General features: G+C 60.1%; 17 protein-coding genes and 1 pseudogene. 5 read left to right on the forward strand and 13 right to left on the reverse strand.

What is annotated here, in order from left to right:
* The 7 genes from PG887_RS16950 to PG887_RS16980 form a co-directional block, all read right to left on the reverse strand.
* Window positions 1–1,601 (reverse strand): retention module-containing protein (locus PG887_RS16950; protein ID WP_270822355.1); only part of this gene is annotated, 1,601 nt, incomplete at its 3' end.
* A gap of 267 nt (window positions 1,602–1,868) precedes the next feature.
* The gene (locus PG887_RS16955) at window positions 1,869–3,794 is read right to left on the reverse strand and encodes an EAL domain-containing protein (RefSeq protein ID WP_270822357.1); all 1,926 of its coding nucleotides are present in this window, start codon (window positions 3,792–3,794) and stop codon (window positions 1,869–1,871) included.
* 3 nt (window positions 3,795–3,797) lie between these two features.
* The gene (locus PG887_RS16960) at window positions 3,798–4,541 is read right to left on the reverse strand and encodes a transglutaminase-like cysteine peptidase (RefSeq protein ID WP_373369015.1); all 744 of its coding nucleotides are present in this window, start codon (window positions 4,539–4,541) and stop codon (window positions 3,798–3,800) included.
* A 114-nt stretch (window positions 4,542–4,655) separates the two neighbouring features.
* Window positions 4,656–5,987: a TolC family outer membrane protein gene (locus PG887_RS16965; RefSeq protein WP_270822359.1), complete on the reverse strand. Its 1,332-nt coding sequence runs from the start codon at window positions 5,985–5,987 to the stop codon at window positions 4,656–4,658.
* 35 nt (window positions 5,988–6,022) lie between these two features.
* Window positions 6,023–7,438, reverse strand: coding sequence for an HlyD family type I secretion periplasmic adaptor subunit (locus PG887_RS16970; RefSeq protein WP_210599793.1), 1,416 nt, complete (start codon window positions 7,436–7,438; stop codon window positions 6,023–6,025).
* Window positions 7,431–9,575 carry a type I secretion system permease/ATPase gene (locus PG887_RS16975; protein ID WP_039040368.1) on the reverse strand — a complete coding sequence of 715 codons (2,145 nt, stop codon included), beginning with the start codon at window positions 9,573–9,575 and terminating at the stop codon, window positions 7,431–7,433. The genes PG887_RS16970 and PG887_RS16975 overlap by 8 nt, the downstream gene beginning before the upstream one ends.
* 370 nt (window positions 9,576–9,945) lie before the next feature.
* A complete protein-coding gene (locus PG887_RS16980; RefSeq protein WP_210599794.1) occupies window positions 9,946–10,890 on the reverse strand; it encodes a TIGR01212 family radical SAM protein in 945 nt (314 codons plus the stop codon).
* Between the two features lie 613 nt (window positions 10,891–11,503).
* Between PG887_RS16980 and gltB the strand changes: the two genes are divergently transcribed.
* Both gltB and PG887_RS16990 read left to right on the forward strand, forming a co-directional pair.
* Window positions 11,504–15,961 carry a glutamate synthase large subunit gene (gltB, locus tag PG887_RS16985; RefSeq protein WP_171865009.1) on the forward strand — a complete coding sequence of 1,486 codons (4,458 nt, stop codon included), beginning with the start codon at window positions 11,504–11,506 and terminating at the stop codon, window positions 15,959–15,961.
* Window positions 15,962–15,973: 12 nt separating this feature from the next.
* Window positions 15,974–17,389, forward strand: coding sequence for an FAD-dependent oxidoreductase (locus PG887_RS16990; protein ID WP_042014661.1), 1,416 nt, complete (start codon window positions 15,974–15,976; stop codon window positions 17,387–17,389).
* 82 nt (window positions 17,390–17,471) lie between these two features.
* Here the strand turns inward: PG887_RS16990 and PG887_RS16995 are convergent, their stop codons facing one another.
* A complete protein-coding gene (locus tag PG887_RS16995; protein ID WP_270822362.1) occupies window positions 17,472–18,050 on the reverse strand; it encodes an O-methyltransferase in 579 nt (192 codons plus the stop codon).
* 127 nt (window positions 18,051–18,177) lie between these two features.
* Between PG887_RS16995 and PG887_RS17000 the strand changes: the two are divergent.
* Window positions 18,178–18,306: pseudogene (locus tag PG887_RS17000) on the forward strand (questin oxidase family protein); the annotation flags it as partial.
* Here the strand turns inward: PG887_RS17000 and PG887_RS17005 are convergent.
* From PG887_RS17005 to PG887_RS17025, 5 genes are all read right to left on the reverse strand, one after another.
* Window positions 18,303–18,734: a hypothetical protein gene (locus PG887_RS17005; protein WP_041213092.1), complete on the reverse strand. Its 432-nt coding sequence runs from the start codon at window positions 18,732–18,734 to the stop codon at window positions 18,303–18,305. The pseudogene PG887_RS17000 and the gene PG887_RS17005 overlap by 4 nt on opposite strands.
* A gap of 44 nt (window positions 18,735–18,778) precedes the next feature.
* Complete coding sequence (locus PG887_RS17010) at window positions 18,779–19,819, reverse strand: M35 family metallo-endopeptidase (protein ID WP_270822363.1); 1,041 nt, start codon at window positions 19,817–19,819, stop codon at window positions 18,779–18,781.
* A 254-nt stretch (window positions 19,820–20,073) separates the two neighbouring features.
* Window positions 20,074–20,709: a DUF2913 family protein gene (locus PG887_RS17015; RefSeq protein ID WP_270822364.1), complete on the reverse strand. Its 636-nt coding sequence runs from the start codon at window positions 20,707–20,709 to the stop codon at window positions 20,074–20,076.
* 115 nt (window positions 20,710–20,824) lie between these two features.
* Window positions 20,825–22,120, reverse strand: a complete 1,296-nt coding sequence (locus tag PG887_RS17020) for a DEAD/DEAH box helicase (RefSeq protein ID WP_270822365.1) — start codon at window positions 22,118–22,120, stop codon at window positions 20,825–20,827.
* Between the two features lie 245 nt (window positions 22,121–22,365).
* The gene (locus PG887_RS17025) at window positions 22,366–23,016 is read right to left on the reverse strand and encodes a DedA family protein (RefSeq protein ID WP_010675180.1); all 651 of its coding nucleotides are present in this window, start codon (window positions 23,014–23,016) and stop codon (window positions 22,366–22,368) included.
* A gap of 333 nt (window positions 23,017–23,349) precedes the next feature.
* Between PG887_RS17025 and PG887_RS17030 the strand changes: the two genes are divergently transcribed.
* Both PG887_RS17030 and PG887_RS17035 read left to right on the forward strand, forming a co-directional pair.
* Entirely contained in the window at window positions 23,350–24,318 is a 969-nt protein-coding gene (locus PG887_RS17030; protein WP_270822366.1) for an autotransporter domain-containing protein, read from the forward strand.
* 217 nt (window positions 24,319–24,535) lie between these two features.
* Window positions 24,536–25,168, forward strand: coding sequence for a topoisomerase DNA-binding C4 zinc finger domain-containing protein (locus PG887_RS17035; protein ID WP_270822368.1), 633 nt, complete (start codon window positions 24,536–24,538; stop codon window positions 25,166–25,168).
* The last annotated feature ends 103 nt before the right edge of the window (window positions 25,169–25,271 follow it).

The raw sequence follows: 25,271 nt of genomic DNA on the forward strand, positions 1-25,271 counted from the left end.
TCGTTCTTGATGGTCAGGGTCAGGGTCGCCGTGCTCACGTCTCCGTCCGCATCCGTCAGGGTGTAGGTGAACACTTCACTGCCCACCCCGCCCCCGGTCAGCGCCTTGAAGTCACCGTCGTTCGGGTTGAGGGTGTAGATGTAGGTGCCGTTGGCATTGAGCACCAGGCTGCCGTAGGTCCCGCTCAGGGTGCCCGCGGTCACCGCCGCGCCATCCGCCCCCTGCACGTCGTTGGTGATGACGTTGCCATTGAGGACCAGGTTGTTCTCGCTCGCCGCCGTCAGGTTGACGTCGCTCACCGCCGTCGGCACGTCGTCCAGCACCACAACATCCAGCCCTGCACTGGTCGTATCGCCATCGAGGTCCGTCAACACGACGTTGAAGCTCTCCGTCAGAGCCCCATCATTTGCAGATTTGTTATGTGTTTCGTTATCGTTCAGGGTGTAGCTGTAGGTCACGCTGCCAACCCCTGTCACCGGGTTGTAGCTGACGCCGGTCACCAGCAGTTGATTTCCCAAAGGACTGGGGATCCCCTGGGGGAAGGTGGTCAAGACCTGGCCATTGCTGATCAGCGTCACACCTCCCAGCGTCAGGCTTTGTACTCCATCTGCCGCATTGAATGTAAAGGTACTGCTCTTGGTCAAGGCAGCGCCATCGGGGGCTGAGCCATCCGGCAATGCGGCTTCATCAAGGACAAGCTCACCACCCTCGACCTGCAATCCATTCAGCGAGACAGGCTCATCTACAGGGGTGATGGTGATGGTCAGAGTGGAGTCGTTGGTATCATCCCCATCCGTTACGGTGTAATTGACCGCAGGTACGGGGCCTGTGTAGTTCAGCGCGGGGGTAAAGGTATAGGAGCCGTCCGCATTGATGATCAGCGTACCAATCCCATCCAGCGTGCTCTCAACGCCAGCAGCAATTCCCTGATTGCTGCCCCAGCTATAGGAAATGACAGACGAATCAAGGGGACCATCCGGATTGTTGCTGTTGTCGAGCACATTGCCACTGATGGCCTGATCTTCCTGGGTGACAACAGACTCATCCTGATCATCGAGCTGATTCTCGGGCAGAAGATCGTCTTCCTGCAGCACATTCTGATCGATCAACGTGTCATAGCCGGTATCGAATCCGGCCTCGGCTATGGTCGCATCTCCGATGCGGTCTATGACAACAAAACCACCATTGCCACTGGCCCCAGCGACCCCGCCGATACCGCCACCACCACCGGCGGCAGGTGCCCCACCGACAGCAGAGGCTTCGAAGTTCTTGGTCGGGTCAACCCCTTGCAGGATAGATTGTTGCAACGCCGCAATTTCTGGCGACACTTCAGGCGAGCCTTGCTGATGATTGGCAACCGATGAGGAAGATTGCCCCTCTGGAGGCATCTCTGTCCCTGCCGGGACACCATTGCCCTCTGCAGGTTTGTCATCGTAGGGCGCCAGCATCAATTTGGCATCATCAGCGATATTGAGTCTGGCGCCAGGCTGCAGTATCTCGCCAGGCTGGAGAGGACGGCTGCTGCCATCGGCAAGCAGGATCTGAACGTTGCCTTCTACGGAAGAGACGACCACGGTTTTGTCGATGATTTGGGTGCGCATATCCATTGCTCCAGGGTGACAGATCTTGATGCCTACACTCTAGATACGCCCCCGTCCTGCTTCCGTTGCAAAAATGTACAGGGTTGAGTCTCTTTGACTTCATCCGATGCAGCGAATCGAACGAATATTTTTTACATATAAAAATCAATTAAGTAACAGCGCGAGTTTTAGTGATATTACCTATATGTCGCGTAAAAATGATGTACATATTCTAAACAGATATAAAAAAGGGCCCTTAATGGGCCCCTTTCTATCGAGTTGTACCGCTTATGCCAATGGAAATGCCGGGTGAACGAACCCCTGATAACCATCGATATGCAAACTGGACAACAATTCAACCTGCCGTTGATCTTCCACCCGGGTGGCGATGGTCGTGACACCCGCATTGTGGGCAGCCCGACAGACAGCCGCCAGGAAGGAGGTATCGGCGCCTGGTTCCATGACCTGGCTGGTATACCCGTGGTCCACCTTGACATAAGCGGGGGTCAGCTCTTCCAGATAACCGAGGGACTGGAAGTGCCGGCCATAGTGATCGACCCCCCACAAGAAGCCGTGCTCTCGCAACAGCTCAACCAGATGAGTCACATACTCTTTGTGTTTCATGATGGCCGCTTCCGGGATCTCGAACAGCAGTCGCTCCCTCAGCTCCACGTTCAGCGACAGATAGCCTCTGAGCCATGTCAGGAACTCATCCGAACAGAGAGAACCCGCCGTGATATTGACTGCCAACACCAATTCCGGTTGCTGCTTGAACAAGGGGACGCAGGCTTCCAGCACCGCCTTGTCAAACTCGGCCCCCATCTTGAACTGCTCGATCGCAGGCAAGAACTGCCCTGCGAAGTAATCCGTTCCATCTCGCGAGATGGCCGCGAACAACTCGGCATGCAGGCGGGTACCATCATCGAAGCAGCATGCAGGCTGTGCCTTGAAGCGCCATAGATGTCTGGCAATGGCATCCTGCACCAGGTCTCGCCAGGCAAGGCGTCCCATCAGTCCCTGCTCATTGCCGCCTTCCATCACGACGGCACCGCGCCGCTCATTGCGCGCTTTGCCAAGGGCGTTATCCGCCTTCGTCAGCAGGGCCGAGAGATCGTCATTGCCATCACGGCCGGCGATGCCGACGACGGACAGCGCTCCGCTTTCTCCCATGGGATTGACAACCAGATCGGCGATACGGCTGTTGATGAGCTCCGCCAGCTCCTTGAGCTGAGACAGATCATCGGTGGGGCAGAGCAAGGCATACTCCGTCGCCGAGATCCGGGCCAGCGCCGCGCCATCCCAGCCATCCAGCAGTTCCCTGAGCACCTGTGCAATGGACTTGACCATGTTGTCCCTTGCAGCAAAGCCCTCTTCCCGATAGAGATCGTCCAGCATGTCGACGGCCACCAGCATGACCCCGCCCTGCCCGGCCTCCGCAATCCAGGCATTGACCTGCCCGACGAAGTAAGAGCGGTTGCCAAGCCCGGAGACGGCATCCACATAGACGCGGGCTCGCAGATTCTCGGCTTCGTCGGCCTGCTCTTTGAACTGCACGGCAAGCTTGCTGGAAAGGGTATTGATGGCCTGTACCACTTGCCGCAGCTCGCGGGTCTTGGGCTCGGGAATGGCGTGGCCGAAATGGTGCAGCTCGATTTCAACCGCCTGATCGCAAATCAGCTTGAGCGGTTTGAGCAGATAATTGAGCGCCCGCATCAGCAAGAGAGTGGTGACGAGAAAGCCGACCAGGAACCAGGTGGCCAGTTCGCTCATTCCTTTCCAAAGCTCGTAGTAGGCTTGTCCAGGGTGGCCGACGACCTTCAGCTTGCCCAGTTGCAGCCAACCCGACGTCAAAATCGATTCATTGGCCACTTCAGGGAACAGATCAAGCCCAATGAACCACTGTGGGACCCCTTCGATATGGCTGCTGTTCTCCAGCTCGATGACATCCTTGGAGGCCAGCAGATCGAGACGGACCAGCTTGTAGTAACCCCCGTCGAACACCGCCTTGATCACGGATTCGGCACTGACCTTGTCGCCGTTCTCCAGATAGGGGGTCAGCGCCAGACCCAGTGCGGTGGACGTATTGATGACGGTGGTCTCCTGCTGCTGCGCCAGGTAGTTGCGGGTCGAATTGAATTGCACCCAATAGGTGGCGGCAAACAGCAATCCGAACAGCAGCAGCATGGTTGCCAATAGTTGTCTGTAGAGCGTCATAGGTTAATCATCCAAATTGACCGCAGGCCGAGCCAATCGCCCCGATGTCATGCGATTGCGTAAGTCTGTCCATAATCCCAAGCGGGATGATTGCCCGGCCAGTTCCCCTTGACCACGCGCCTTCATCAGCCACAAGTGACTACCGTTAAAACTGTAAATTGGCAACAAATCCGCCCGTTGGGTCGCCGGACGAATTGAGCCGACAAGATTGTCCAGAATCAGGGGCACTGCCGCAGGCGTCTCATAGTAGGCAACGACCATATGAAACTGGTTATAATCCAATGCCTTGACATATACCATTCGCATTTTTTCATCAGGGATGCCAAGTTCCAGCAAGGTAAAATACTTGGAAATGCTGAAGTCTTCACAATCTCCCCCCGCTGCGCCCAGAAATTCCAGCGGTGTCGCCCAATAATCCTTCTTGTGCCACAACTTGATGTCATCGATGAAACGCATCTGGTTGAAGAACTGGTTCACCTTCTCCAGCTTCTGCCGATCCGTCAGCCCCGCCGCCTTGTTCTGCATTGCCAAAGTGCGCCAGCTGGTGACCCGTTTGCCGGCCCTGGGGCCATAGGTCTCCTCAGCGCGCTTGACCAGTTTCATATCCTCCGGTGAGAGAGGCTGGCTGGCGCTGAGCAGCAGGGGGATCGCCAGCAGGGCGAGCCACAGCAGGCGAACCCGCCAGGGCGCACGTGCACCTGCGAGGGCTCGATACCCATCACGTCGGCTCCAGCCTGTCGATGCCACCTCTTTCTGTGTCATGACGCCGCCATCATCCCCTGACCGCCGGACGCATAAAAGAATGACTGCAGCACGCTGCAGCCATTCCCCTTGCCTGATATGACATCAGTGGCAGGGCCATCAGTTGTTGTTGGCCTGCCATTCAGCCGGTTGCTGCACATTCAGGGCATTGAGCAGACCACCGGTGGCATTGAGGATACGATAATCTGCCAACAGGGAGTCGTACTCGGCCGTGATGTAGCTGCGGCGAGCCTCGAACAGTTCGTTCTCCGTGTTCAGCACGTCCAGCAAGGTCCGTTGGCCCAGGCCGAATTGCTTCTTGTAGGCCTGTACGGTGTCATAGCTGGCGTCCACGTGCTCTTTGAGGAAGACTTTTTGCTTGGCCAGCGACTCTTTGGCGTTCCAGGCGAGGCGGGTCCCCTCTTCCACCTGACGGAAGGCATTCATGTGAATGTCTTTGGCCTGGGAATAGAGCGCTGAGGTTGCCTTGCTTTCTGCCAGATCGGACCCACCGCGGAACAGGTTGTAACGCATCCGGACCATGGCGGTGAGATCGTCGTTACGGCCTTTGACCGCATCGATGTCCTCGTTCCAGTTCTGATCCACTTCAAAGGCTACGTTCGGGTAGAACCCGGACTTGGAGCCTTCATGCTGGTACTTCGCCTCTTCGATGTCCTGCAGGGATGACAGCAGGGTCGGGTGAACCTCTGTTGCCGTCTTCAGCGCATCTTCCAGTGTTGCTGGCAGGAGCTGGGTGTTCGGTACTGGCTGAACGAGATCCTTGGGCACTTCATTGACGACACGGATGAACTCACTCTCGGCATCCCGATAGTTGTTCTCCGCCGCCGCCTGATTGGAGTAAGCCCGAGCCACACGACCGTCGATCTGGGTCTGGTCAGCGGTCGACCCCAGACCGGAGTCGGTCCGTTTCTGGATGTCACTGCGGATCTGCTCGTGGGTTTCAAGGTTCTGCTTGGACAGCTCCAGGATCTCCTGCTGACGCAGCATGTTGAGATAGACCTCGGCCACGCGCAGAGCCGTGTTCTCCGCCTCGGAGATCATCGCCAGGCGCTGGGCCTGGGCGGCGGCATCGGTCCGTGCCACGTTGCTGCTGACATCAAAGCCGTCAAACAGCATCTGGCGAAGGCTGATCCCGGCCTCCTTGCGCGTCATGGAGTCATCGAACGTCTGTGAATTCGGACCTGCGGCACGGGTCGAGGGACTGTCAGTCTTCTCGTAACCGACGCCACCACGCAGATCAATGGTGGGGTAATAGCCGCCCTTGGCTCCATCATGCTGATACAGTCGTGCCTGATAGAGATCAAAAGCTTCCTTGATTTTCGGATGGGTAGCCAGTGACTGCGCCACTGACTGTTCCAGCGTCTGTGCCTGGCTCAGGCCCGGGAACAGTATGGTGCCACTAACCAGCATGGCAACAATCGTCTTCTTCATGGTATCTCCAGTCATGTTGTTTTTAGATTGTTGGCTTATCGTTCTCTCAGTGCCGACTGCTTAGCCCTCAAGATGGGTTTCAGCAAGTAGTCTAGGACACTTTTTTTACCAGTAATAATATCTGCACTGGCTAACATACCGGGGATGATGGGAAGTGCGTTAAGCTCATCGCCCAGATAACTCTTCTCGGTTCGTACTCGCACCAGATAGAAGGAATTGCCCTCCTCATCCTGGATTGAGTCGGCACTTATCTGTTCAACCTTGCCATGTAAACCTCCATAAATAGTGAAATCATAGGCAGTTATCTTGACCACGGCCTCCAGTCCGGGTCTGAGGAACGCGATGTCCTTGGGCGACACCTTGGCTTCAACCAGCAGGGTGTCTTCCAGCGGCACTATCTCCATCAGGTCCATGCCCGGCTGAACGACCCCACCCAGCGTATTAATCTTGAGCTTTTTGATGGTCCCCTTGAGAGGCGCGATCACACTGGTACGATCGACTCTGTCCCTGAGGCCGACCTGACCCTCCGACAACTGGCTCAACTTGCCTTGACGTTCGTTCAGCTCGGTCTGGGAGTCCGCCCGGAATTTCAGGGCGATATCATTTCGCTTCGAGATGGTCTCCCGCAGTACCGAGTTGAGCTTGGGCACCAGCAGGCGGTTCGCCTCCAGCTCCCCTTGCATTTCGTTGACCTGCCGCTCCAGTTTAATTAGCTCCACTTGAGGAACTATACCCTCTTTTGCGAGAGGACGGCTGATGTTCAGCTCCTGACGAGCCAAATCAACGCTGCGGCCGACGGTCCGGATCTTGGCATTGAGCTCTATGGTCTCCTGCTCTTTCTGCTCGATCTGCTGTCCCAGGATGTAGAGCTGGTTCTTGAGGTTGTTTAACCGCGCCTCCTGCACCGATCTTTCACGGGCGGCATATTCCGCAAATACATTCTCGTACCCTTCGGGGAACTCGATGGCCTGTTTGTCGATGGCTACCTGTTCACGCCACCCCAGATTGGGCTCGTTCTTGACCACCACGCTGCGAATTTCGGCGCGCAGGCGGGCAATATCCCCCTTGAGGGTGACCAGCTCCTGCTCCCGTTCGCGAAAATCCGACTTGAAGCGGGTATCGTCGATGCGCAGCAGTGGCTGTCCCTTCTCGACGATGTCCCCCTCCTTGACGAAGATCTCCTTGACGATCCCCCCTTCCAGGTTCTGGATCACCTGCAACTGGCGCGACGGTATCACCTTGCCCTGGCCGACGGTCACTTCATCCAGCTCTGCCCAGGCTGCCCAGACGATGGCGCTGACAAAAAACAGGAAGCAGGCCCACAGCAGGACTCTGGCACGGGTGGGTGTCGTCAGCAGCACGGCGGCGGCGCCGTCATCCACGTACTCGAGATGCTCGGGTGCAGGCAAGACCGTATCTGAGGACGTTTTCTTGAACCAGTGGTTAGCCATTCGCCGTCTCCTGCACCCGCACCTTGCCTTCCTTCAATTGCTGCAACACCACCTCTTTGGGACCGTCCGCCACTATCTTCCCCTGCTCCACGACGATGACCCGGGAAGCGACATCCAGCATGGAGGTCTTGTGGGTGATGAGGATAAGGGTGGTTTCGGGGCCGAGCCGCGCCAGCTCCTGCTTCACGTGCATCTCTGACTGGTTGTCCATGTTGGAGGTCGGCTCGTCCATCACCAGAATGGGGGGATCGTTGAGCAGGGCGCGAGCCAGCAGGATGGACTGGCGCTGGCCACCGGAGAGCTGACGTCCCCCTTCGCCTATCTGTCTGTCGAGACCGTTGGGATCCCGGTTGGTAAAGTTGGTGACCCCGGCCCGCTTGGCGGCGCGCAAGACACGGGCATCGTCCACCAGGGGATTGCCCAGCATGATGTTGTCCCGCACGGAACCAAAGAAGAGAGTCACATCTTGCGGCACACAGCCGATGTTGCGGCGAATGATGGTCGGCGGCAGTTGGTCCAGCTCAAAGCCATCCAGACGCACTAGGCCGTCAGTCGGGCGATAGAGGCCCATCAACAATTTCTCCAGCGTGGTTTTACCCGCACCGATCCGCCCGATGATGGCCACCTTCTCACCCGGCTCGATGCGCAGGTTGATGTTGTGCAGGGTGCTGCTCTCCATGCCCGGATACTTGAAGGAGACATTTTCAAACTCGATGCGCCCCTGGATGACCGGATGGTGGATGTACTGCCTGCCCTCCTCCTGCTCACCCGGCGTCATCATTATCTTCTCCAGGATCTCGAGTGCCGACTTGGCCTGGTTGTAGCGGGTAGAAAGCACCGACAGCTGCACCATGGGGGCGATGGCCCGGCTCGACAGCATCACGGCCGCTATCATGCCCCCCATGGTCACCAACCCTTCCGAGATCTGGTAAACACCGACGATCACCAGTCCCACTGTCACCACCTGCTGGATGTAGCTCGCCAGAGAAGACATGGAGTTGGTGATGCGCCGGGTCTGCACGCCCCAGGTCGAGATGTGGGACACCGCCTGCTCCCAGCGGTGCTGGAACATGCTCTCGGCCCCGAAAATCTTCACGGTCTCAAGGCCCGAGATGCTTTCGATCAGATTGGCGTTCTTCTGGGAGGCGAGCCGGGAGCCCTCCTCGATGGATTGCTTCAGCGGTGCCTGAATGTAGAAGCTGTAGGCCACCAAGATCAGGATGGCGATGATGGGCACCACCACCATCACACCGGCGAAAATCCAGATGATGAAGAGGAAGAAGATGGCAAACGGCAGATCGATCAGGGTGGAGACGGTGGCCGACGTGAAAAACTCGCGCACCGATTCAAACTCCTGCAAGTGCTTGGCAAAGGCACCGGTCGACGCAGGCCTGGACTCCATCTTCATGCCCATCACCTTGGCAAAGATTTTGGCCGACAAGAGCACGTCGGATTTCTTGCCTGCAATATCGATGAAGTAGCTGCGCAGCTGGCGCATCACGAAGTCGAAGGTGAACACCACCATGGCTCCAACCGCCAGCACCCAGAGGGAGTCGAATGCCAGGTTGGGCACAATCTTGTCATAGACGTTCATGGTGAACAGGGGGCTGGCGATGGCAAACAGGTTGATGAGGATCGAGGCCACCAGCACATCCCGATAGATACCGCGGGACTCGAACAAGGTGCTCCAGAACCAGTGACCATCACGGGTCTCCAGCACTTTGGGCGAGCGCTCATCAAACTTGAACTGCCGCTTGACGTAGAACAGACGACCATTGTACTCGTCACCCAGCTGGGCAAGACTGACCCATTGGGCCGCGTCTCCGGCCTGGGGAAAGATGACCCTCGCCTGGGTCCGTTCTTCATTCCATTCAAGCAAGATGCAGGCGCCGCCATTGCGCGTCTGCAAGACGCAGGGCAGCAGCAGCGAGGAGATCTGTTCAAGGGGCTGAATCACTTCGCGGGCAGAGAGACCGCCCCGCTCGGCGGCACGACTGAAGAGCGCCGTGCTGAGACGCCCGGAGACCAGTGGCAAGCCGGTGGTGAGAGCATCCTGACTGTTGGGCACCCCGTAAAAGCGGGTCAAAAAGACCAGGCACTCCAACAGTTCATCTATATGGCTGGTTTCTGCTTGCATAGCATCCCATCAAACATGATTCAGAAGGTTGTCTCGGGGCCGAATATCCAAAGCCCGGCGGCGATCCGGAAAAACAGAACAGACCGCGCCACCCAGACCCACAACCCGATTAGCGCACAGAGCCGGGACACTGCATGTCTCGCCTCCCTCACAGATTTTCATGCCGGAAACGGAGGGGACATGCCGGGCACCTGATGTTGCCAAGAAATATGCCACCCGGTACGAAGAAAGCCCGCCCGGTATAAAAACTGCAAAGAGTTATTGATAACTATATCTTTTTTCAAGCCGACCATCTTATCAAGGTGACTTGAACGAAACTATACTCCAAAGACTGAATTTCATCTAATAACCCACTGTTTTTTTGACGAAATTAGAGTTGGCACTCGCCCGTGGAAGAGAGAGAAAAGGGGCGTCCCAGGCAGTGTCCCTGAGGGCCTGAGCGTGCCAGCGCCGCGGCAATGGCGGTCATGGCGCTCCAGCGATTCTCGCACCAGGCGGGGGCCAGCAGGGTCGGGCGGCGCGCCGACGCCGAGACTCTGTGATAGACCACCTCGGGAGGCGTGTACTGGATCATGGCGACCGCCGCCGTCACATACTGCTCCATCGTCAACACATCCAACCGTCCCGCCTGCCACGCCTTGCCAAGAGTGCTCCCCTCCACCACATGCAGTGGGTGAAGCTTGATCCCCTCGACGCCGGTCTCCACGACACGGTGGAGGGTTTCCAGGCTGTCCATCGGCACCTCCCCGGGCAGGCCCACGATGAGGTGGGCACACACCTTGATGCCTCGCAGATGGGCTCGGGCAACGGCATCGGCATAAGCGGCATAGCCGTGACCCCGATTGATGCGTTGCAACGTCTTGTCGTTGGCACTTTGCAGCCCCAGCTCCAGCCACACCTCGTAACCTCTGGCCTGATAACCTGCCAGCAGATCCAGCACCGCATCGGGTACACAATCAGGGCGAGTTCCGACGCAGAGCCCCACCATGTCGCTCACCGACAAGGCTTCTTCATACATGCGCTGAAGGTACTCCACTTCGGCATAAGTACTGGTATAGGCCTGAAAGTAGGCCAGATAGCGCCTGGCCCGGGTCACCTCGTCCCGGCGTGCCAGCAGTTGCTGCACCACGGAGAGTTGCTGGGCCGACTCGTCGGCAAAGGAGGAGACATTGCAGAAAGTGCAGCCACCCCGGCCCAGGGTGCCGTCCCGGTTAGGGCAGGTAAAGGCCCCGTGAATGGAGAGTTTGTGGATCTTCTGGCCGTGGCGCTGCTTGAGATCCTGGCCAAATGTATTGATGAGTTCGTGTAACTGCATGACACCTCCGAAATGAGGTGTCATTCTAGCGACGCAGCCCGGCGGGCAGGCTGCGCTGGATCAATCCCGCTCCCTACCCAAAAATCATATAAATATTCACGTTAGATGTGATAAATACCCAACAGTCGGCATTCACGGTCACTTTTGACAACCTGTCACTCCTGCAACCTGGAGAAAAGTGTCATAACCTCTCGCCCATAACCGGCTGTAACTACTGAAAAAATCCTGTTAAGTCTGCTTATGGACAAATGCAAGACGCAGGATCCTGAAATGTGATCCCCGCCAAGCACACCAGAGATGACTTTGTAAAATTACTACAGTTCCCCGCCACCATGCAGTCAACCACTAAACCGTCCATAAACAGAACATAAAGCCAACAAATAAATAAAAAGCAGTCACAAATACACAAAAATGCTGATTGAGTCTCAAAAACCCACATTTTGTTATGGCGATGTAACATTGCAAACAAGCGGGATGTCCAATTGACCTTGCCCGAAAATCCCATTAGTTTGGAGATTCGCCACCTCAGGCGGACGGAACCACAAGAGCCAATCGCAATTTATGCAGTCTGTTGATGACAGTGCGATGGAAGGCCGAGCAAGGGAGAAATGCAATGTCACTATATGATCCAAAGCTGGAGAGGGATAACTGTGGCTTCGGCCTGTTGGCCCACATGGAAGGGGAAGCCAGCCACAAGCTTGTCCGTCTCGCGATGTCAGCCTTGGCTCGCATGCAGCACCGCGGCGGTATCTCCGCCGATGGCAAGACCGGCGACGGCTGCGGCCTGTTGCTGCAAAAACCCGACAGCTTCTTTAGAGCGGTCGCCGAAGAGAAGGGATGGCACCTGGGCCGCAACTACGCGGTCGGCATGCTGTTCCTCAACCCCGATCCCATCCTGGCCCAGGCCACTCGCGACATCATCGACGAGGAGCTGGAAAGAGAGACCCTGAGTCTGGTCGGCTGGCGCAAGGTGCCCATCGATACCAACGTACTCGGTTCCATCGCCAAGGCGTCCCTGCCCAGCATTGAACAGGTCTTTGTCAACGCGCCCCCGGGCTGGGTCGACAAGGATCTCGAGCGCCGCCTCTATATCGTGCGCCGCCGCATCGAGAAGCGCATCAGCGACGACTACTTCTATGTGGTCAGCCTTTCCAACCTGGTCACCGTCTACAAGGGACTGTGCATGCCGGTGGATTTGCCGCGCTTCTATCTGGATCTGGCCGACATCCGCATGCAGGCCGCCATCTGCGTGTTCCACCAGCGTTTCTCCACCAACACCAGCCCGCGCTGGCCGCTGGCGCAGCCGTTCCGCTACCTCGCCCACAACGGCGAGATCAACACCATTGCCGGCAACCGCCAGTGGGCCAAGGCGCGCAGCTACAAGTTCGCCACCCCGCTGATCCCCGATCTGCAAGAGGCCGCCCCCTTCGTCAACACCACGGGGTCGGATTCCTCCAGCCTCGACAACATGCTGGATCTCTTCCTGGCCGGCGGCATGGACCTGTTCCGCGCCATGCGCCTGCTGATCCCGCCTGCGTGGCAGAAGCACCCGAACATGGATGACGACCTGCGCGCCTTCTACGACTTCAACTCCATGCACATGGAGCCCTGGGACGGCCCGGCCGGCATCGTCATGACCGACGGTCGTTACGCCACCTGCGCACTCGACAGAAACGGTCTGCGTCCGGCACGTTACGTCATCACCAAGGACAAGTTCATCACGCTGGCCTCCGAAGTGGGCACCTGGGACTACACCCCGGACGAAGTGCTGGAGAAGGGCCGTGTCGGCCCGGGGGAGCTGTTCGTGGTCGATACCAGCAACGGCAAGATCTGGACCAGCTTCGAAATTGACGACGATCTCAAGAGCCGTCACACCTACAAGCAGTGGATGGACAAGCACTGCAAGCGCCTGGTGCCCTTCGAGCAGATGGACGATGCCAGCACGGGGTCGCGGGAATTCCCGGATGACCGGCTCAAGACTTACCAGAAGCTGTTCGGCTACTCCTTTGAAGAGCTGGATCAGGTGATCCGCGTGCTCGGCGAGAATGGCCAGGAGGCAGTGGGCTCCATGGGGGATGACACCCCGATGGCGGTGCTCTCCTCCAGCCAGCGTACCCTGTACGACTACTTCCGCCAGATGTTCGCCCAGGTGACCAACCCGCCCATCGATCCCCTGCGGGAAAATCACGTCATGTCCCTGGCCACCTGTATCGGCCGCGAGCAAAACGTGTTCAACGAGACCTTCGGTCACGCCCACCGGGTGCTGTTCCAGTCGCCGATCCTGCTCTACTCCGACTTCCATCAGTTGCTGGCCCTGGAAGGTGAGCACTACCGCCATGCGGTGCTGAGCCTCAACTACCAGCCCGAAGAAGGGCTGCAGGCTGCCCTCGAGCGCCTCTGCCACGAGGCAGCTGAAGCGGCCCGCAGCGGCGCGGTGCTGCTGGTCCTGTCAGACCGGGACATCAGCCCGGATACCCTGCCCATCCCGGCCGCCATGGCGGTGGGTGCGGTGCAGCGTACCCTGGTGGACAACAACCTGCGCTGCGACGCCAATATCCTGGTGGAGACCGCGAGCGTGCGCGACCCGCACCACTTCGCCGTGCTGCTGGGCTTTGGCGCCACCGCCATCTACCCCTATCTCGCCTACGAGACCCTCGCCAAGCAGGTAGAGGAAGGCGTGCTCAAGATGAGCCTGCGCCAGGCCATGCTCAACTACCGCAACGGCATCAACAAGGGCCTCTACAAGGTGATGTCCAAGATGGGCATCAGCACGGTGGCAAGCTACCGCTGCTCCCAGCTGTTTGAGGCGGTGGGCCTCTCCAAGGCTGTTGTCGAACTCTGCTTCCGCGGCGTATCGAGCCGCATCCAGGGTGCCGACTTTGCCGACATCCAGCAGGATCAGATCAATCTGTCCCGTCTGGCCTGGCTCGGCCGCAAGCCGCTGACCCAGGGCGGCCTCTTGAAATTCGTCCACGGTGGCGAGTACCACACCTACAACCCGGACGTGGTGCAGACCCTGCAAGTGGCGGTGCGCTCCGGCAACTACGCCGATTACAAGGAGTATGCCCGTCTGGTGAACGAGCGCCCGGTGGCGACCCTGCGAGATCTGCTGTCGCTCAAACAGGGCACCACCCCGGTTGCGCTGGATCAGGTGGAGCCAGCCGCCAGGCTGTTCCCCCGCTTCGACTCCGCGGCCATGTCCATCGGCGCCCTCGGCCCTGAAGCCCACGAGGCCCTGGCCATCGCCATGAACCGCCTCGGCGGTCAGAGCAACTCCGGCGAAGGCGGTGAAGATCCCAAGCGTTTTGGTACCGAGAAGAACTCTCGCATCAAGCAGGTGGCTTCCGGTCGCTTTGGCGTCACCCCGCACTACCTGATGAACGCGGACGTGGTGCAGATAAAAGTCGCCCAGGGTGCCAAGCCCGGTGAAGGGGGCCAGCTGCCCGGAGACAAGGTCACCGCGCAAATCGCCCAGCTGCGCTACTCGGTGCCCGGCGTGACCCTGATCTCCCCGCCGCCCCACCACGACATCTACTCCATCGAGGATCTGGCCCAGCTCATCTTCGACATCAAGCAGATCAACCCGAACTGCCTGGTGTCGGTGAAACTGGTGTCCGAACCTGGCGTCGGCACCATCGCCTGTGGCGTGGCCAAGGCCTATGCGGACTTCATTACCGTCTCCGGCTACGACGGCGGCACCGGCGCCAGCCCGCTCACCTCGGTCAAATACGCCGGATCCCCCTGGGAGCTGGGCCTGGCCGAAACCCAACAGGCGCTGGTGGCCAACGGCCTGCGCCACAAGGTGCGTCTGCAGGTGGATGGCGGCCTCAAGACCGGTCTGGACATCATCAAGGCGGCCATCCTCGGCGCCGAGAGCTTTGGCTTCGGTACCGGACCCATGGTGGCGCTCGGTTGCAAATACCTGCGTATCTGCCACCTGAACAACTGCGCCACCGGCGTCGCCACCCAGGATGAGAAGCTGCGCCGCGAACACTTCACCGGCCTGCCGGAGATGGTGATGAACTACTTCAAGTTCATCGCCGAGGAGACGCGCGAGCTGATGGCCGAGCTTGGCGTCACCCAGCTCACCGACCTCATCGGTCGTACCGACCTGCTGGAAGCCCTGCCCGGCCTCACCGCCCGTCAGGCCAAGCTGGACTTGTCCGGCATCCTGGCGGCTCCGGTTGCACCGGCAGGCTCCAGTCTGTTCAGCCAGCAGCACAACCCCACCTTCGACAAGGGGCCCTTGAACCTCAAGATGGTGGAAGACCTGCTGGACGCGGTGGAAAACATGAGTGGCGGCGAGTTCCGCTACGACATCCGCAACACCGACCGCTCCGTGGGTGCGCGTCTGTCCGGCGAAATCGTCAAGCGCCACGGCAACCAGGGCATGGCAGCCGATCCGGTCAAGGTGCACTTCAACGGCACCGCCGGCCAGAGCTTCGGTGTCTGGAACGCCGGTGGCCTTGAGATGATCCTCACCGGGGATGCCAACGACTACGTGGGCAAGGGGATGACCGGCGGCAAGCTGGTGATCAAACCCCACGTCGGCGTGGCGTTCAAATCCCACGAGGCGGCCATCATCGGCAACACCTGCCTCTATGGCGCCACCGGCGGCAAGCTCTATGCCGCAGGGACCGCAGGCGAGCGGTTCGCGGTGCGCAACTCAGGGGCCTTGGCGGTGGTCGAGGGGATTGGCGACAACGGCTGTGAATACATGACAGGCGGCATCGTCACCGTGCTCGGCAAGACCGGTGTCAACTTCGCGGCGGGCATGACAGGCGGTTTTGCCTACGTGCTCGACGAGTGCGGCAACTTTGCCAAGCGCACCAACCCCGAGCTGGTCGAACTGCTGGAGGTGGCGGATCTGGCCATCCACCAGGAGCACCTGCGCGGTATCATCACGGCGCACCTCAACGAGACAGGCAGCTCGCGTGCCGAGGAGATCCTGGCCAACTTCGACTCCTATGTGCCCAAGTTCAGGCTGATCAAACCCAAGTCCAGCGACGTCAAATCGCTGCTTGGCCACACCAGCCGTTCCAGTGCAGAACTCAGAATCCAGGCGCAATAAGGAGGGAACCCTATGAGCCAGAACGTATTCCAGTTTATCGATGTCCAGCGGGTCGACCCGCCCAAGAAGCCGCTCAAGATCCGCAAGATCCAGTTCGTGGAGATCTACGAGCCCTTCAACCAGGCCCAGGTCGGCATGCAGGCAGATCGCTGCCTCGACTGCGGCAACCCCTATTGCGAGTGGAAGTGCCCGGTACACAACTACATCCCCAACTGGCTGAAGCTGGCCAACGAGGGACGCATTCTGGAGGCGGTGGAGCTCTCCCACCAGACCAACAGCCTGCCGGAGGTATGTGGCCGCGTTTGCCCGCAAGACAGACTGTGTGAGGGTGCCTGCACCCTCAACGACAGATTCGGCGCCGTGACCATCGGCAACATCGAAAAATACATCACCGACAAGGCGTTCGAGATGGGCTGGCGCCCGGATCTCTCCAAGGTGGTCAAGACCGGCAAGCGGGTCGCCGTCATTGGTGCGGGCCCCGCGGGCCTTGCCTGTGCCGACGTGCTGGCACGCAATGGCGTCACCCCTGTGGTGTTCGACAAGTACCCGGAGATCGGTGGCCTGCTCACCTTCGGTATCCCCTCCTTCAAGCTGGAGAAAGAGGTGATGCAACGCCGCCGCGAGATCTTCGAGGGGATGGGGGTGGAGTTTCGTCTCGAGACCGAAGTGGGCCGTGACGTCACCTTCGCCGATCTGCTCGGCGAGTTCGATGCGGTCTTCCTCGGGGTCGGCACCTACAAGTACATGAAGGGCGGCTTTGCCAACGAAGAGGCGCCGGGGGTCTACGACGCCCTGCCCTACCTCATCTCCAACGCCAATCGCTTGCTGGGCTTTGAGAAGGCGCAAGCCGATTACATCGACTTCGCCGGCAAGCAGGTAGTGGTGCTGGGGGGCGGCGACACCGCCATGGACTGCGTGCGCACCGCCATCCGCCAGGGGGCCGATCGGGTGATCTGCGCCTACCGCCGGGATGCCGAGAACATGCCAGGATCCAAGCGGGAGGTGAAAAACGCCCAGGAGGAAGGGGTGGAATTCATGTTCAACCTCCAGCCCATCGGCGTGGAGCTGGACGCCCACGGCCGCACCTGCGGCATCAAGGTGGTGAGCACCGAGCTCGGCGCCCCCGATGCCAATGGCCGCCGCAATCCTGTGGTCATTGAAGGCTCCGAGCAGGTGCTGCCCGCCGATGCGGTGGTGATGGCGTTCGGCTTCCAGCCCAACCCCCAGCCCTGGATGGCAGAGCACGGCGTCGAGCTCGACGGCCGGGATCGCATCAAAGCGCCCGAGAAGGCCGAGTACGCCTTCCAGACCAGCAACCCCAAGGTGTTCGCCGGTGGTGACGCGGTGCGCGGCTCGGATCTGGTGGTGACCGCCATTTATGAGGGTCGCAAGGCGGCCGAAGGGATCATGGACTACCTGGCCGTGTGATCTGCCGTCGCAACCACGCTGTCATGCAAACAGCCCCGCTCGTGCGGGGCTGTTTTTTTATGCCTGGCTTTGGTGCTGCGCTCTAGCACCGCACCACCAGAAACTCCCCCTTGCCCACCGGCACCAGGGAAGTCAGGAAATAGGGGTCACGCCGCACCTGTGCCATCCACTCCCTCATCTCGTCCTCATGGGAGATGGCATTGTCCACCACCAGCAGGCCACGAGGGGCAAGCAGGCGCTGGATCTCGGGCCACCAGGCCTGGTAGTGGCGGCGCTCGGAGTCGAGGAAGATGAGCTGATAGCCCGCCGTCGGCAGGCAGGGCAACAGGCTGCCGGCCTCCCCCGCCAACTGCTCAATCCAGGGAGTGAGCCCGGCCCGCTCAAAGTTGGTCGCCGCCATGGTCCGTTTGCCCTCGTCCAGCTCGATGGTGGTGACCCGGCCCCCCAGCCGTTTCACTGCCTCGGCCAGCCAGAGGGTGGAGTAACCGTTGGAGGTGCCGATCTCCAGCACAGCCTGCGCCCCCCTCGTCTGCACCAGCACCGCCAGCAGTTCGCCGGTGTCGCGGGTAATGTTGAGCATCTTGCTGCCACGGGAGTGTTGCGCGCCGTCATTCTGCTCGCCAAAGTGCTCCAGCTCCCGTTTCAGTTGTTCCAGTGCCATGTCTCCTCCTTGACGGTGTAAACGAGTCGGCCCGGTGCATGGCATGGCTGGACCGCCCCTCATGTTCATCATTTTGCTATCGACCCACTCGGTGGCCCATCCCCTGTGTCATCCGGATAAAGACGATACCCTGGATGACCATGTGATCACGCTGGTGCACTGCTGCTGGCGGGAAAGCCAATCGTCACGCAGTCTGGCGGTGGCCACCCGCGCCGTCGGGCTGCTGGATACCAAGGGCAAGCCGCAGATCGCCTAGGGGGCCACCCGGGTAAAGTCGATGGCGGGGCAGCTGGGCGCCACGCCCTTGGTCAGCGTCAGGGGCTGAGCACGATAGCTGAGCCGGTAGCGGCCCGGTTGGGACAGATCGTAGGCCTGCGCCAGGTCCGCATCGGCCTGGCTCTGCTCCCCCGCCCCCAGGTGCAGGAAGTCGCCGTCCCCGGGGGTACCTCGCTTGGCAAGCGGCCCTCGATAGTCCAGCGGCTGCCCATCGCGGGTCAGGTCGATGGCATCGGCAAACCACCCCTCGAAGGGGGTGAACCAGGTCAATACCTCGAGGGGCGTCTCCCCCCGGTTGGTCAGGGTCATCACCAGGGGCAGGGGTTCGTTCACCCCGCTCTCAGCGCTGACCGACAGCTCGCACTGCAAGGGCGCCAGTGCCAGGGTGGTGAGCAAGAGTGTCATCATGGTGCCTCCGTCAAAAAAGGGGCCATCCGGCCCCTGTTTGCAACTCAATTTTCGCTCGGGGTATTCTCGGCGAAATATTCGTGGTTGTCGGCATTGTTCAGGGCCTTCTGGGGATCCGTGCTCGCCAGATTGCGCGCATTGGCCTGACCGTATCCCAGATCGTCGGTGCCCGCCACCACGTTGAAGTGGCTCAACTCGTGGACAATGGTGCCGGCGCGGGAATCGGTCCCGGTGACCGGCGCAGTCCAGAAGCTCTTGCACAGATAGACCTTGTAGGGCTGGTCCGGATAGACATAGGCAAAGTAGCTCTGCTTGCAACCGCAGTCGAAGGTGAGCGGCTTGTTGTCGATGGCATCCTTGATCTTGCTGAAGTTGGTCTCGGCCTGGTTCCAGCGGGTGGCGTCATAGGCGCCAAACCAGCTGCGGTAGCGCAGCCCATTCGGCTTGTCCACCGCGAGGTAGCTGCTGGAGTTGTTGGCGATGCCACTCGCGGCATCGAGCGCCGCCAGGATGTCGCTCTTCTGGGTGTTGGTGCAACGGCCGCTGAAGCTGACCGAGGCGCTCACTGCCTGGGGCTCGGCCACCGCCGCCTTGGCCAGCACCCGATCGTCGCTCACCCCGTCCACCCAGAGGGTCACGGCATTGGACTCGCTCGCCTGGGCCTGTTTGGCCTTGGCCGCTTTCCCCTCCTGCGCCACGGTCGGCAGCAGGTAACGGATGCTGTACTGGCCCTGGGCGCTCATGTCGTAGAGACCGGAGACCTCCGCCTGCACAGTCAGGCTCTGGCCTGCCTTGAGCAGTTGATAGTCCTTGTCACTCGGGGCGGCCCGCTTGATCAGGGCCCCTTCGTAATCCACCGGCTGGCCGTCACGCTCCACCTGGAACAGGGGGGCATCCTCGCTGCCCGGCAGTTGCCATTTGAGCAGACGAACCGGCTTCTCCCCGGTGTTGGTCAGGGTCAGGTTGACGCGCACATCGTCTGTGCTGCCCTCCACCAGGGTGAGCCGGGCATCGAGTCCGGCGGCGCAGAGCGGGGACGCCAGCACGCCGGCCAGCAACAGGGCAATTGGAGTCGCTTTCATCATGTTTCCTCATTCATTGAGTGTCGCCTTGTCAGGCGGTCTGCTTCCTTTAAGGCCCTCTTTGGGGCCCATCCACCCTAGAGCAGAAGCACCACCCCACCATCCCTCCATATGGGGGACGCCCCCCATCAGAGGGGGAGCCTCTTGGCTGCGACAAAGATTGCCCGCCCGGCCCTGGGCGTGCAGGCAACCCCGTGTGGCGTATTTGCCATAAAAAAACCCGGCGCAGGGCCGGGTGACGGGATGAGAAGGCGGGGTCAGGAGGCCAGCAGCGCCAGGGCCGGCTGCGCGTTGCCCGGCATCAGCCGATAGGCCTTGTGGTGCTTGACCAGGGTGGTTTTCTTGTTGCCCTGGCTCAGCAGCAGGCCCCAGGCAAATGCCGCCTCGGCCAGTACCTGCTCGTCCCCGCGCACATAGAGGGTGAGGGGCTTGACCAGCTCACCCCCCTCGATATGGCCCTGATACTCGCTGGCAGAGATGATCAGGCTGGATTGCCCCTGGCTCAGCAGCCGCTGCCGGGTGTTCAGTTCGCTGTCGGTGAACACCAGCCAGCCCGCCCCCTCCAGCGCCAAAAGCAGATCGGCCAGGCGCGCCCCCAGCTGTACCGGCTCATGCATGGCGCGCTCATACTGGCGCTGCACCCGCTCAAGCAGCCCCTTGAGATCGGCCCCCGCCCCCAGCGTCCGCCCCAGTTGCACACAGGTCTTGAGATCCTCCATCACCAGCCGGGAGAAGCGTTTCTCCTTGAGAGAATCCGCCATCCAGGTACAGAGAAAGTGGCTCTCCTGGGCGGGGGTGCGTTTGCCCGTCTTCTGGGCGGCGGTGCGCTCCAGCTCCGCCAGGCTCTGGCGGGCCATCTCGAGCAGGGCCTGATTGTAAGCAGGAAGGGTCATCTCGGATCCTCTGAAACGGGGCGGCCAAGGGGCCGCGTCATCGACAGCACAAAGGCGCCAGTGGCGCCTTTGGAGAGTAAACGCCCCTCCCCGACCGGGAGGGTGCGACGTTGCCTTATTTCGGCTGACGGGGCTTCTTGGCCGCCGCCAGACGCTTGAGGCGCTGGCCTTGCAGTTTCGCCTCGGCCATGGCCTGGGCAGCGGCATTGTCTTCACGCTGCGGGCGTTTGCCGAAGCGGCGGCGCTCCTGCAACTGCTTGATGAGGTCGTCACGGCTGCTCACCTCGTAACCCGGCACCATGATGCGGCGGATCTTCTGGCAGATGAGGGCCTCAATCTCCAGCAGGGTGCGCTCCTCCTCGCGACTGACGAAGGAGATGGCCATGCCGCTCTTGCCAGCGCGACCGGTTCGGCCGATACGGTGCACGTAATCTTCCGCGAGGAACGGCAGATCATAGTTGACCACGTATTCCAGGCTCGGAATGTCCAGGCCGCGGGCAGCCACCTCGGTGGCCACCAGCACCCGCAGCTTGCCTTCGGTGAATTCACGCAAGGCACGGCGACGGCTCCCCTGGGCCTTGTCACCGTGCACCACGGCAGACTTGATGCCGTCGAGGTTGAGCTCCTCCACCAGTTCATCGCAGCTCTCGCGGGTGCTGGCAAACACCAGCACCTGCTGCCAGTTCTGCTTGCCGATAAGCTCGGAGAGCAGCTCGCGCTTGCGCTTCTGTTCCACCGGATAGACGGTGTGGCTCACGGTGTCGGCAGTGGAGTTCTGCTTGTCGACGGCCACCACCTGGGGTTTGTCCAGCATGAGGTTGGCCAGCTTTTTTACCGCCTCGGAGAAGGTGGCGGAGAAGAGCAGGTTCTGGCGGGTCTTGTTGACCGCCTGCAGGATCTGCTGCACATCGGCGCTAAAGCCCATGTCGAGGATGCGATCCGCCTCGTCCAGCACCAGAGTCTCGACCCCGGAGAGGCTCAGGTTGCAGGCGGTGAGGTGCTCGAGCAGACGGCCAGGGGTGGCCACTATGATGTGTGCGCCCGCTTTGAGCTTCTTGGCCTGCACATCCTGTTTGCCGCCACCCACGATGGTGAGGGTAGTGATATCAAGATACTTGGCAAAATCGTTGATATTGCTCGCCACCTGGGCTGCCAGCTCGCGGGTCGGGGTCAGGATCAGCACGCGGGCATTGGAAGGCTGCACCGGCGCCGGGTTGTCTACCAGTCGTTGCAGGATGGGCAACGCAAAGGCGGCGGTCTTGCCGGTACCGGTCTGGGCACTGGCCAGCACATCGCGGCCACGGCGAATGGCCGGGATGGCCTGGCTCTGCACAGGGGTCATCTCCTGATAACCGCAATCTGAGATGGCGCGCAAAATCTCGGGGGCAAAATCGAACGATTCAAATCTCATGTTGGGTTCCTGTGTTCCAGCGGAGCTGTAGTTGGCGTGGGTGGCCTGGGCCGGCGTGTGGCCTGGCATCGGCGAGGCGTGGAGCCAAGGACGGCTGGGTCTGACATCAGATCAGAAGATGAGCCGGAAAATGGCGGGCGCGAAGTGTAACAGATAGGCGACAGGAATGCCGCCTCAAATGGCCTGTATTTTTCCGGGGGCTGCGCCCGCCAGACGCGGCAGCAGGCGCAGCCCGGGCAGTGAGATCAGCGCACCCGCTTGCTCGGACGCTTGAGCAGCCGCATGCCGATGGCCGCCACAGCGATGACGAACAGCCCGAAAGAGGTGACAAGCAGGCACTTGGTCAGCAGCTCCTGATGATGGGCAAAGACCGGGGTCGCCATCACCATCTTGCCCACCATGCTCAATACCAGGGACCAGAGGAAGGCGCTGGCAAAACTCGCCACGGCCACCCGCAGCAGGTGCAGGCGGGAGACTCCCATCAACATGGGGGTCAACACTCTCACGAAGGGGATGAAACGGGACACGAACATGGCCCAGAAGCCGTAACGATCCAGCAGTCGGGAGGCTCTGGGCAGGCTCCCTTCCGGGATCATTCGCTCCACATGGCCCATGAAACGGGTGCCATGCAGTGCCTGCCCCTGCCAGTAGGCGAGCACGCTCCCTATCCCGGCCGCGAGCGGCAGATAGAGCAAGGTCACCTCGGGCCCCAGCACCCCCATGCCCACCAGACCGCCCGCCAGCAGCACCAGGCTGTCACCGGGCAGGGGCAGAAAGACAAAGCTCGATTCAAGGAAGAGGATCACCACCAGACAGGTGACGAGCAGACCGATTGCCTGCATTTGTATAAGCTGATCAAAATCCTGATGCCATATGGCAAGCAGCATGTCCTGCATCTGGTGTGACTCCCATCAACATAATGCGCATTCGTCATGATGACCCGAAGGCCCCGTCTGGTAATCCATCCCTGCTACCACCCCAATGTTCGTATGGGAGGCCTCTTATACACCCGGGGAACTGAACAATAAATTAATGTCTGTGATTTCTGCCCAGCGGTTCACCCTTCTCGCCCCCCCCTGCCCCTGCCAAAGCGAGGGCAACCTGGCCCATCAGACCAGTGTGCATGCCCCCAAAACAGGACGGGTCGGCCCTTGCCAGGCTGCCAAGCCAGATGAAACCCGTTACAGTGTGAACATGCCCCGATGGACGGGGTACTCATGGAGCCAGGTATGGCAAGACAGCTCTCTTCTCACACACTTTCCTTGCTGGCGGTGCTTGCCGGCGTCTCTGCCGGTCTTGTGACAAAGGCCCGTGCCAGCGACGAGAGCCTGGTTCAACAGCGCGCCAACGCCGTCGTCTCCCTGATGAGCTACGCCGTGGTGCCGGATATCACCGCCAGCAACCTGGATATCGGCAGCGGCACCAACGACACCTCTGCCCTCACCATCACCCAGCTCGGGGGTGGCGCTACCCTGAGCGAGGATGTTCCCCTCTATCTGGAGGGCACCCTGGGTTACAGCCGCTACGATCCCCAGTTTGTGTTCACCGATGGCAACGAGACCCGCACCATTCCCACCAAATGGAACAGCCTGAGCGCCACCGGCGGCATCGGCTGGGATGTCGGCGTCCACCGGGATCGCTTTGGTGGCAATCTGGTGCTGCGGCCCATCGCCAATGTCACCCTGGGCACGGTGGCCAGCGACCTTCGCATCGGGGCCGCCCTGCTCGAGCACAGGAGCGGCCAGAATCGGGACTTCCTCGACGGCGGCACCCTCAATGTCTATGGCCTCGGCGGCTCATTGATGCTGGACTATGAGCTCTTCTCCGCCGCCCAGGATATCGATGCCGAGCTGCGCTACTCCTACCAGCATCTGCAAAGCTTCACCGGCACCGCCGAGAGCGTCAGCGGTCAGGCCGATGCGGAAAACCTCGGGCTTTACCTGCGCCGCCGCGCCCCCCTGTGGCACTGGACCCTGCTGGACAGGCCCCTTCGCTACGTGCTGGAAGGAGCCAGAACCGAATACCTGGGGCAGCAACGGGGGCTGCTCGGTTTCAACAGCCTCAACTCCCTGGGACTTGGCCTCGAACTCGACAGCAGCAAGTACGACATCTTCATCACCCGCACCCGGCTGGTGGCCCGCTATATGTTCAGCAACAGTACCAGCGGCTACTCCATCGGACTGGCGATGAGTTTTTAGCGCAGCAAGGCGACATGAACCGTCCCCATCACCAAATCTCTGACTGAACGCACATTTGACTCCATTGCCGCTATGAGGTCCCACCTGTATCTCCTAGCATGGGGATACGGACGGTGGGTGAAGACGTGAAGCAGAACCACGCCGGGGATTGTGGTCAGGCTGACTGCCTACTGTTGAGCAGAGAACACATGACATTTCCAGGGACATGGAGCTTGTTATGGCCAAATTTCTGAATACCAGCGCAACCAACTATTTCCTCGAAGAGCTGATAAAGGATGCCAAGGAGCGGTTAATCCTGATCAGCCCCTTTCTCAAACTCAATGACAGGATCAAGGAGCTGCTGACCGACAAGAACCGGCTCAAGATCGATGTGCGGATCGTCTATGGCAAGAGCGAACTCCAACCGGAAGAGATCAGCTGGCTCAAGGAGCTCACCTATATCCGCACCAGCTTTTGCAAAAATCTCCATGCCAAGTGCTACCTCAATGAGGAGATGTGCATTGTCACCAGCCTGAACCTCTACGAATTCAGCCAGGTGAACAACAACGAGATGGGGGTGTTGATCCGGCGGGCGGATGACAGTGAGCTGTACCGCGATGCCTATGCCGAAGCGCAGCGGATCATCAGAGTCAGTGAAGAGGTACGCATCACGCTGGAAAGGGTCGCCAGCAGCAGTGACGAGAGCGAAGCTGCGGTGGTAAATGCTGGGCCAGCCCCAGCTTGCCCCAAATGCGGTACCACCATGGTATTGCGTATCAGCAAGCGGGGGGACACCAAGGGCAATAGCTTCTGGGGGTGCACAAGCTATCCCAAGTGTCTCAGCATCATTCCCATCGAGACGCATCCCTGACCAGGGTCTGTAAAGGCATATCACTACCTGATTACCCATGACCCTCAGCCAGCTTCAAGAGCCGATATGGCATCGGAGGGCTTGCCACGACTGCATGCCCCAA

The organism is Aeromonas sp. QDB14 (assembly GCF_027707845.1).
Taxonomy (GTDB): domain Bacteria; phylum Pseudomonadota; class Gammaproteobacteria; order Enterobacterales; family Aeromonadaceae; genus Aeromonas; species Aeromonas caviae.

Coding starts and splice junctions, on each gene's coding strand:
- PG887_RS16955 (WP_270822357.1), bottom strand. CDS start 3,794: ATGACGCTCTACAGACAACTATTGGCAACCATGCTGCTGCTGTTCGGA.
- PG887_RS16965 (WP_270822359.1), bottom strand. CDS start 5,987: ATGAAGAAGACGATTGTTGCCATGCTGGTTAGTGGCACCATACTGTTC.
- PG887_RS16970 (WP_210599793.1), bottom strand. CDS start 7,438: ATGGCTAACCACTGGTTCAAGAAAACGTCCTCAGATACGGTCTTGCCT.
- PG887_RS16975 (WP_039040368.1), bottom strand. CDS start 9,575: ATGCAAGCAGAAACCAGCCATATAGATGAACTGTTGGAGTGCCTGGTC.
- PG887_RS16980 (WP_210599794.1), bottom strand. CDS start 10,890: ATGCAGTTACACGAACTCATCAATACATTTGGCCAGGATCTCAAGCAG.
- gltB (WP_171865009.1), top strand. CDS start 11,504: ATGTCACTATATGATCCAAAGCTGGAGAGGGATAACTGTGGCTTCGGC.
- PG887_RS16990 (WP_042014661.1), top strand. CDS start 15,974: ATGAGCCAGAACGTATTCCAGTTTATCGATGTCCAGCGGGTCGACCCG.
- PG887_RS16995 (WP_270822362.1), bottom strand. CDS start 18,050: ATGGCACTGGAACAACTGAAACGGGAGCTGGAGCACTTTGGCGAGCAG.
- PG887_RS17005 (WP_041213092.1), bottom strand. CDS start 18,734: ATGATGACACTCTTGCTCACCACCCTGGCACTGGCGCCCTTGCAGTGC.
- PG887_RS17010 (WP_270822363.1), bottom strand. CDS start 19,819: ATGATGAAAGCGACTCCAATTGCCCTGTTGCTGGCCGGCGTGCTGGCG.
- PG887_RS17015 (WP_270822364.1), bottom strand. CDS start 20,709: ATGACCCTTCCTGCTTACAATCAGGCCCTGCTCGAGATGGCCCGCCAG.
- PG887_RS17020 (WP_270822365.1), bottom strand. CDS start 22,120: ATGAGATTTGAATCGTTCGATTTTGCCCCCGAGATTTTGCGCGCCATC.
- PG887_RS17025 (WP_010675180.1), bottom strand. CDS start 23,016: ATGCAGGACATGCTGCTTGCCATATGGCATCAGGATTTTGATCAGCTT.
- PG887_RS17030 (WP_270822366.1), top strand. CDS start 23,350: ATGGCAAGACAGCTCTCTTCTCACACACTTTCCTTGCTGGCGGTGCTT.
- PG887_RS17035 (WP_270822368.1), top strand. CDS start 24,536: ATGGCCAAATTTCTGAATACCAGCGCAACCAACTATTTCCTCGAAGAG.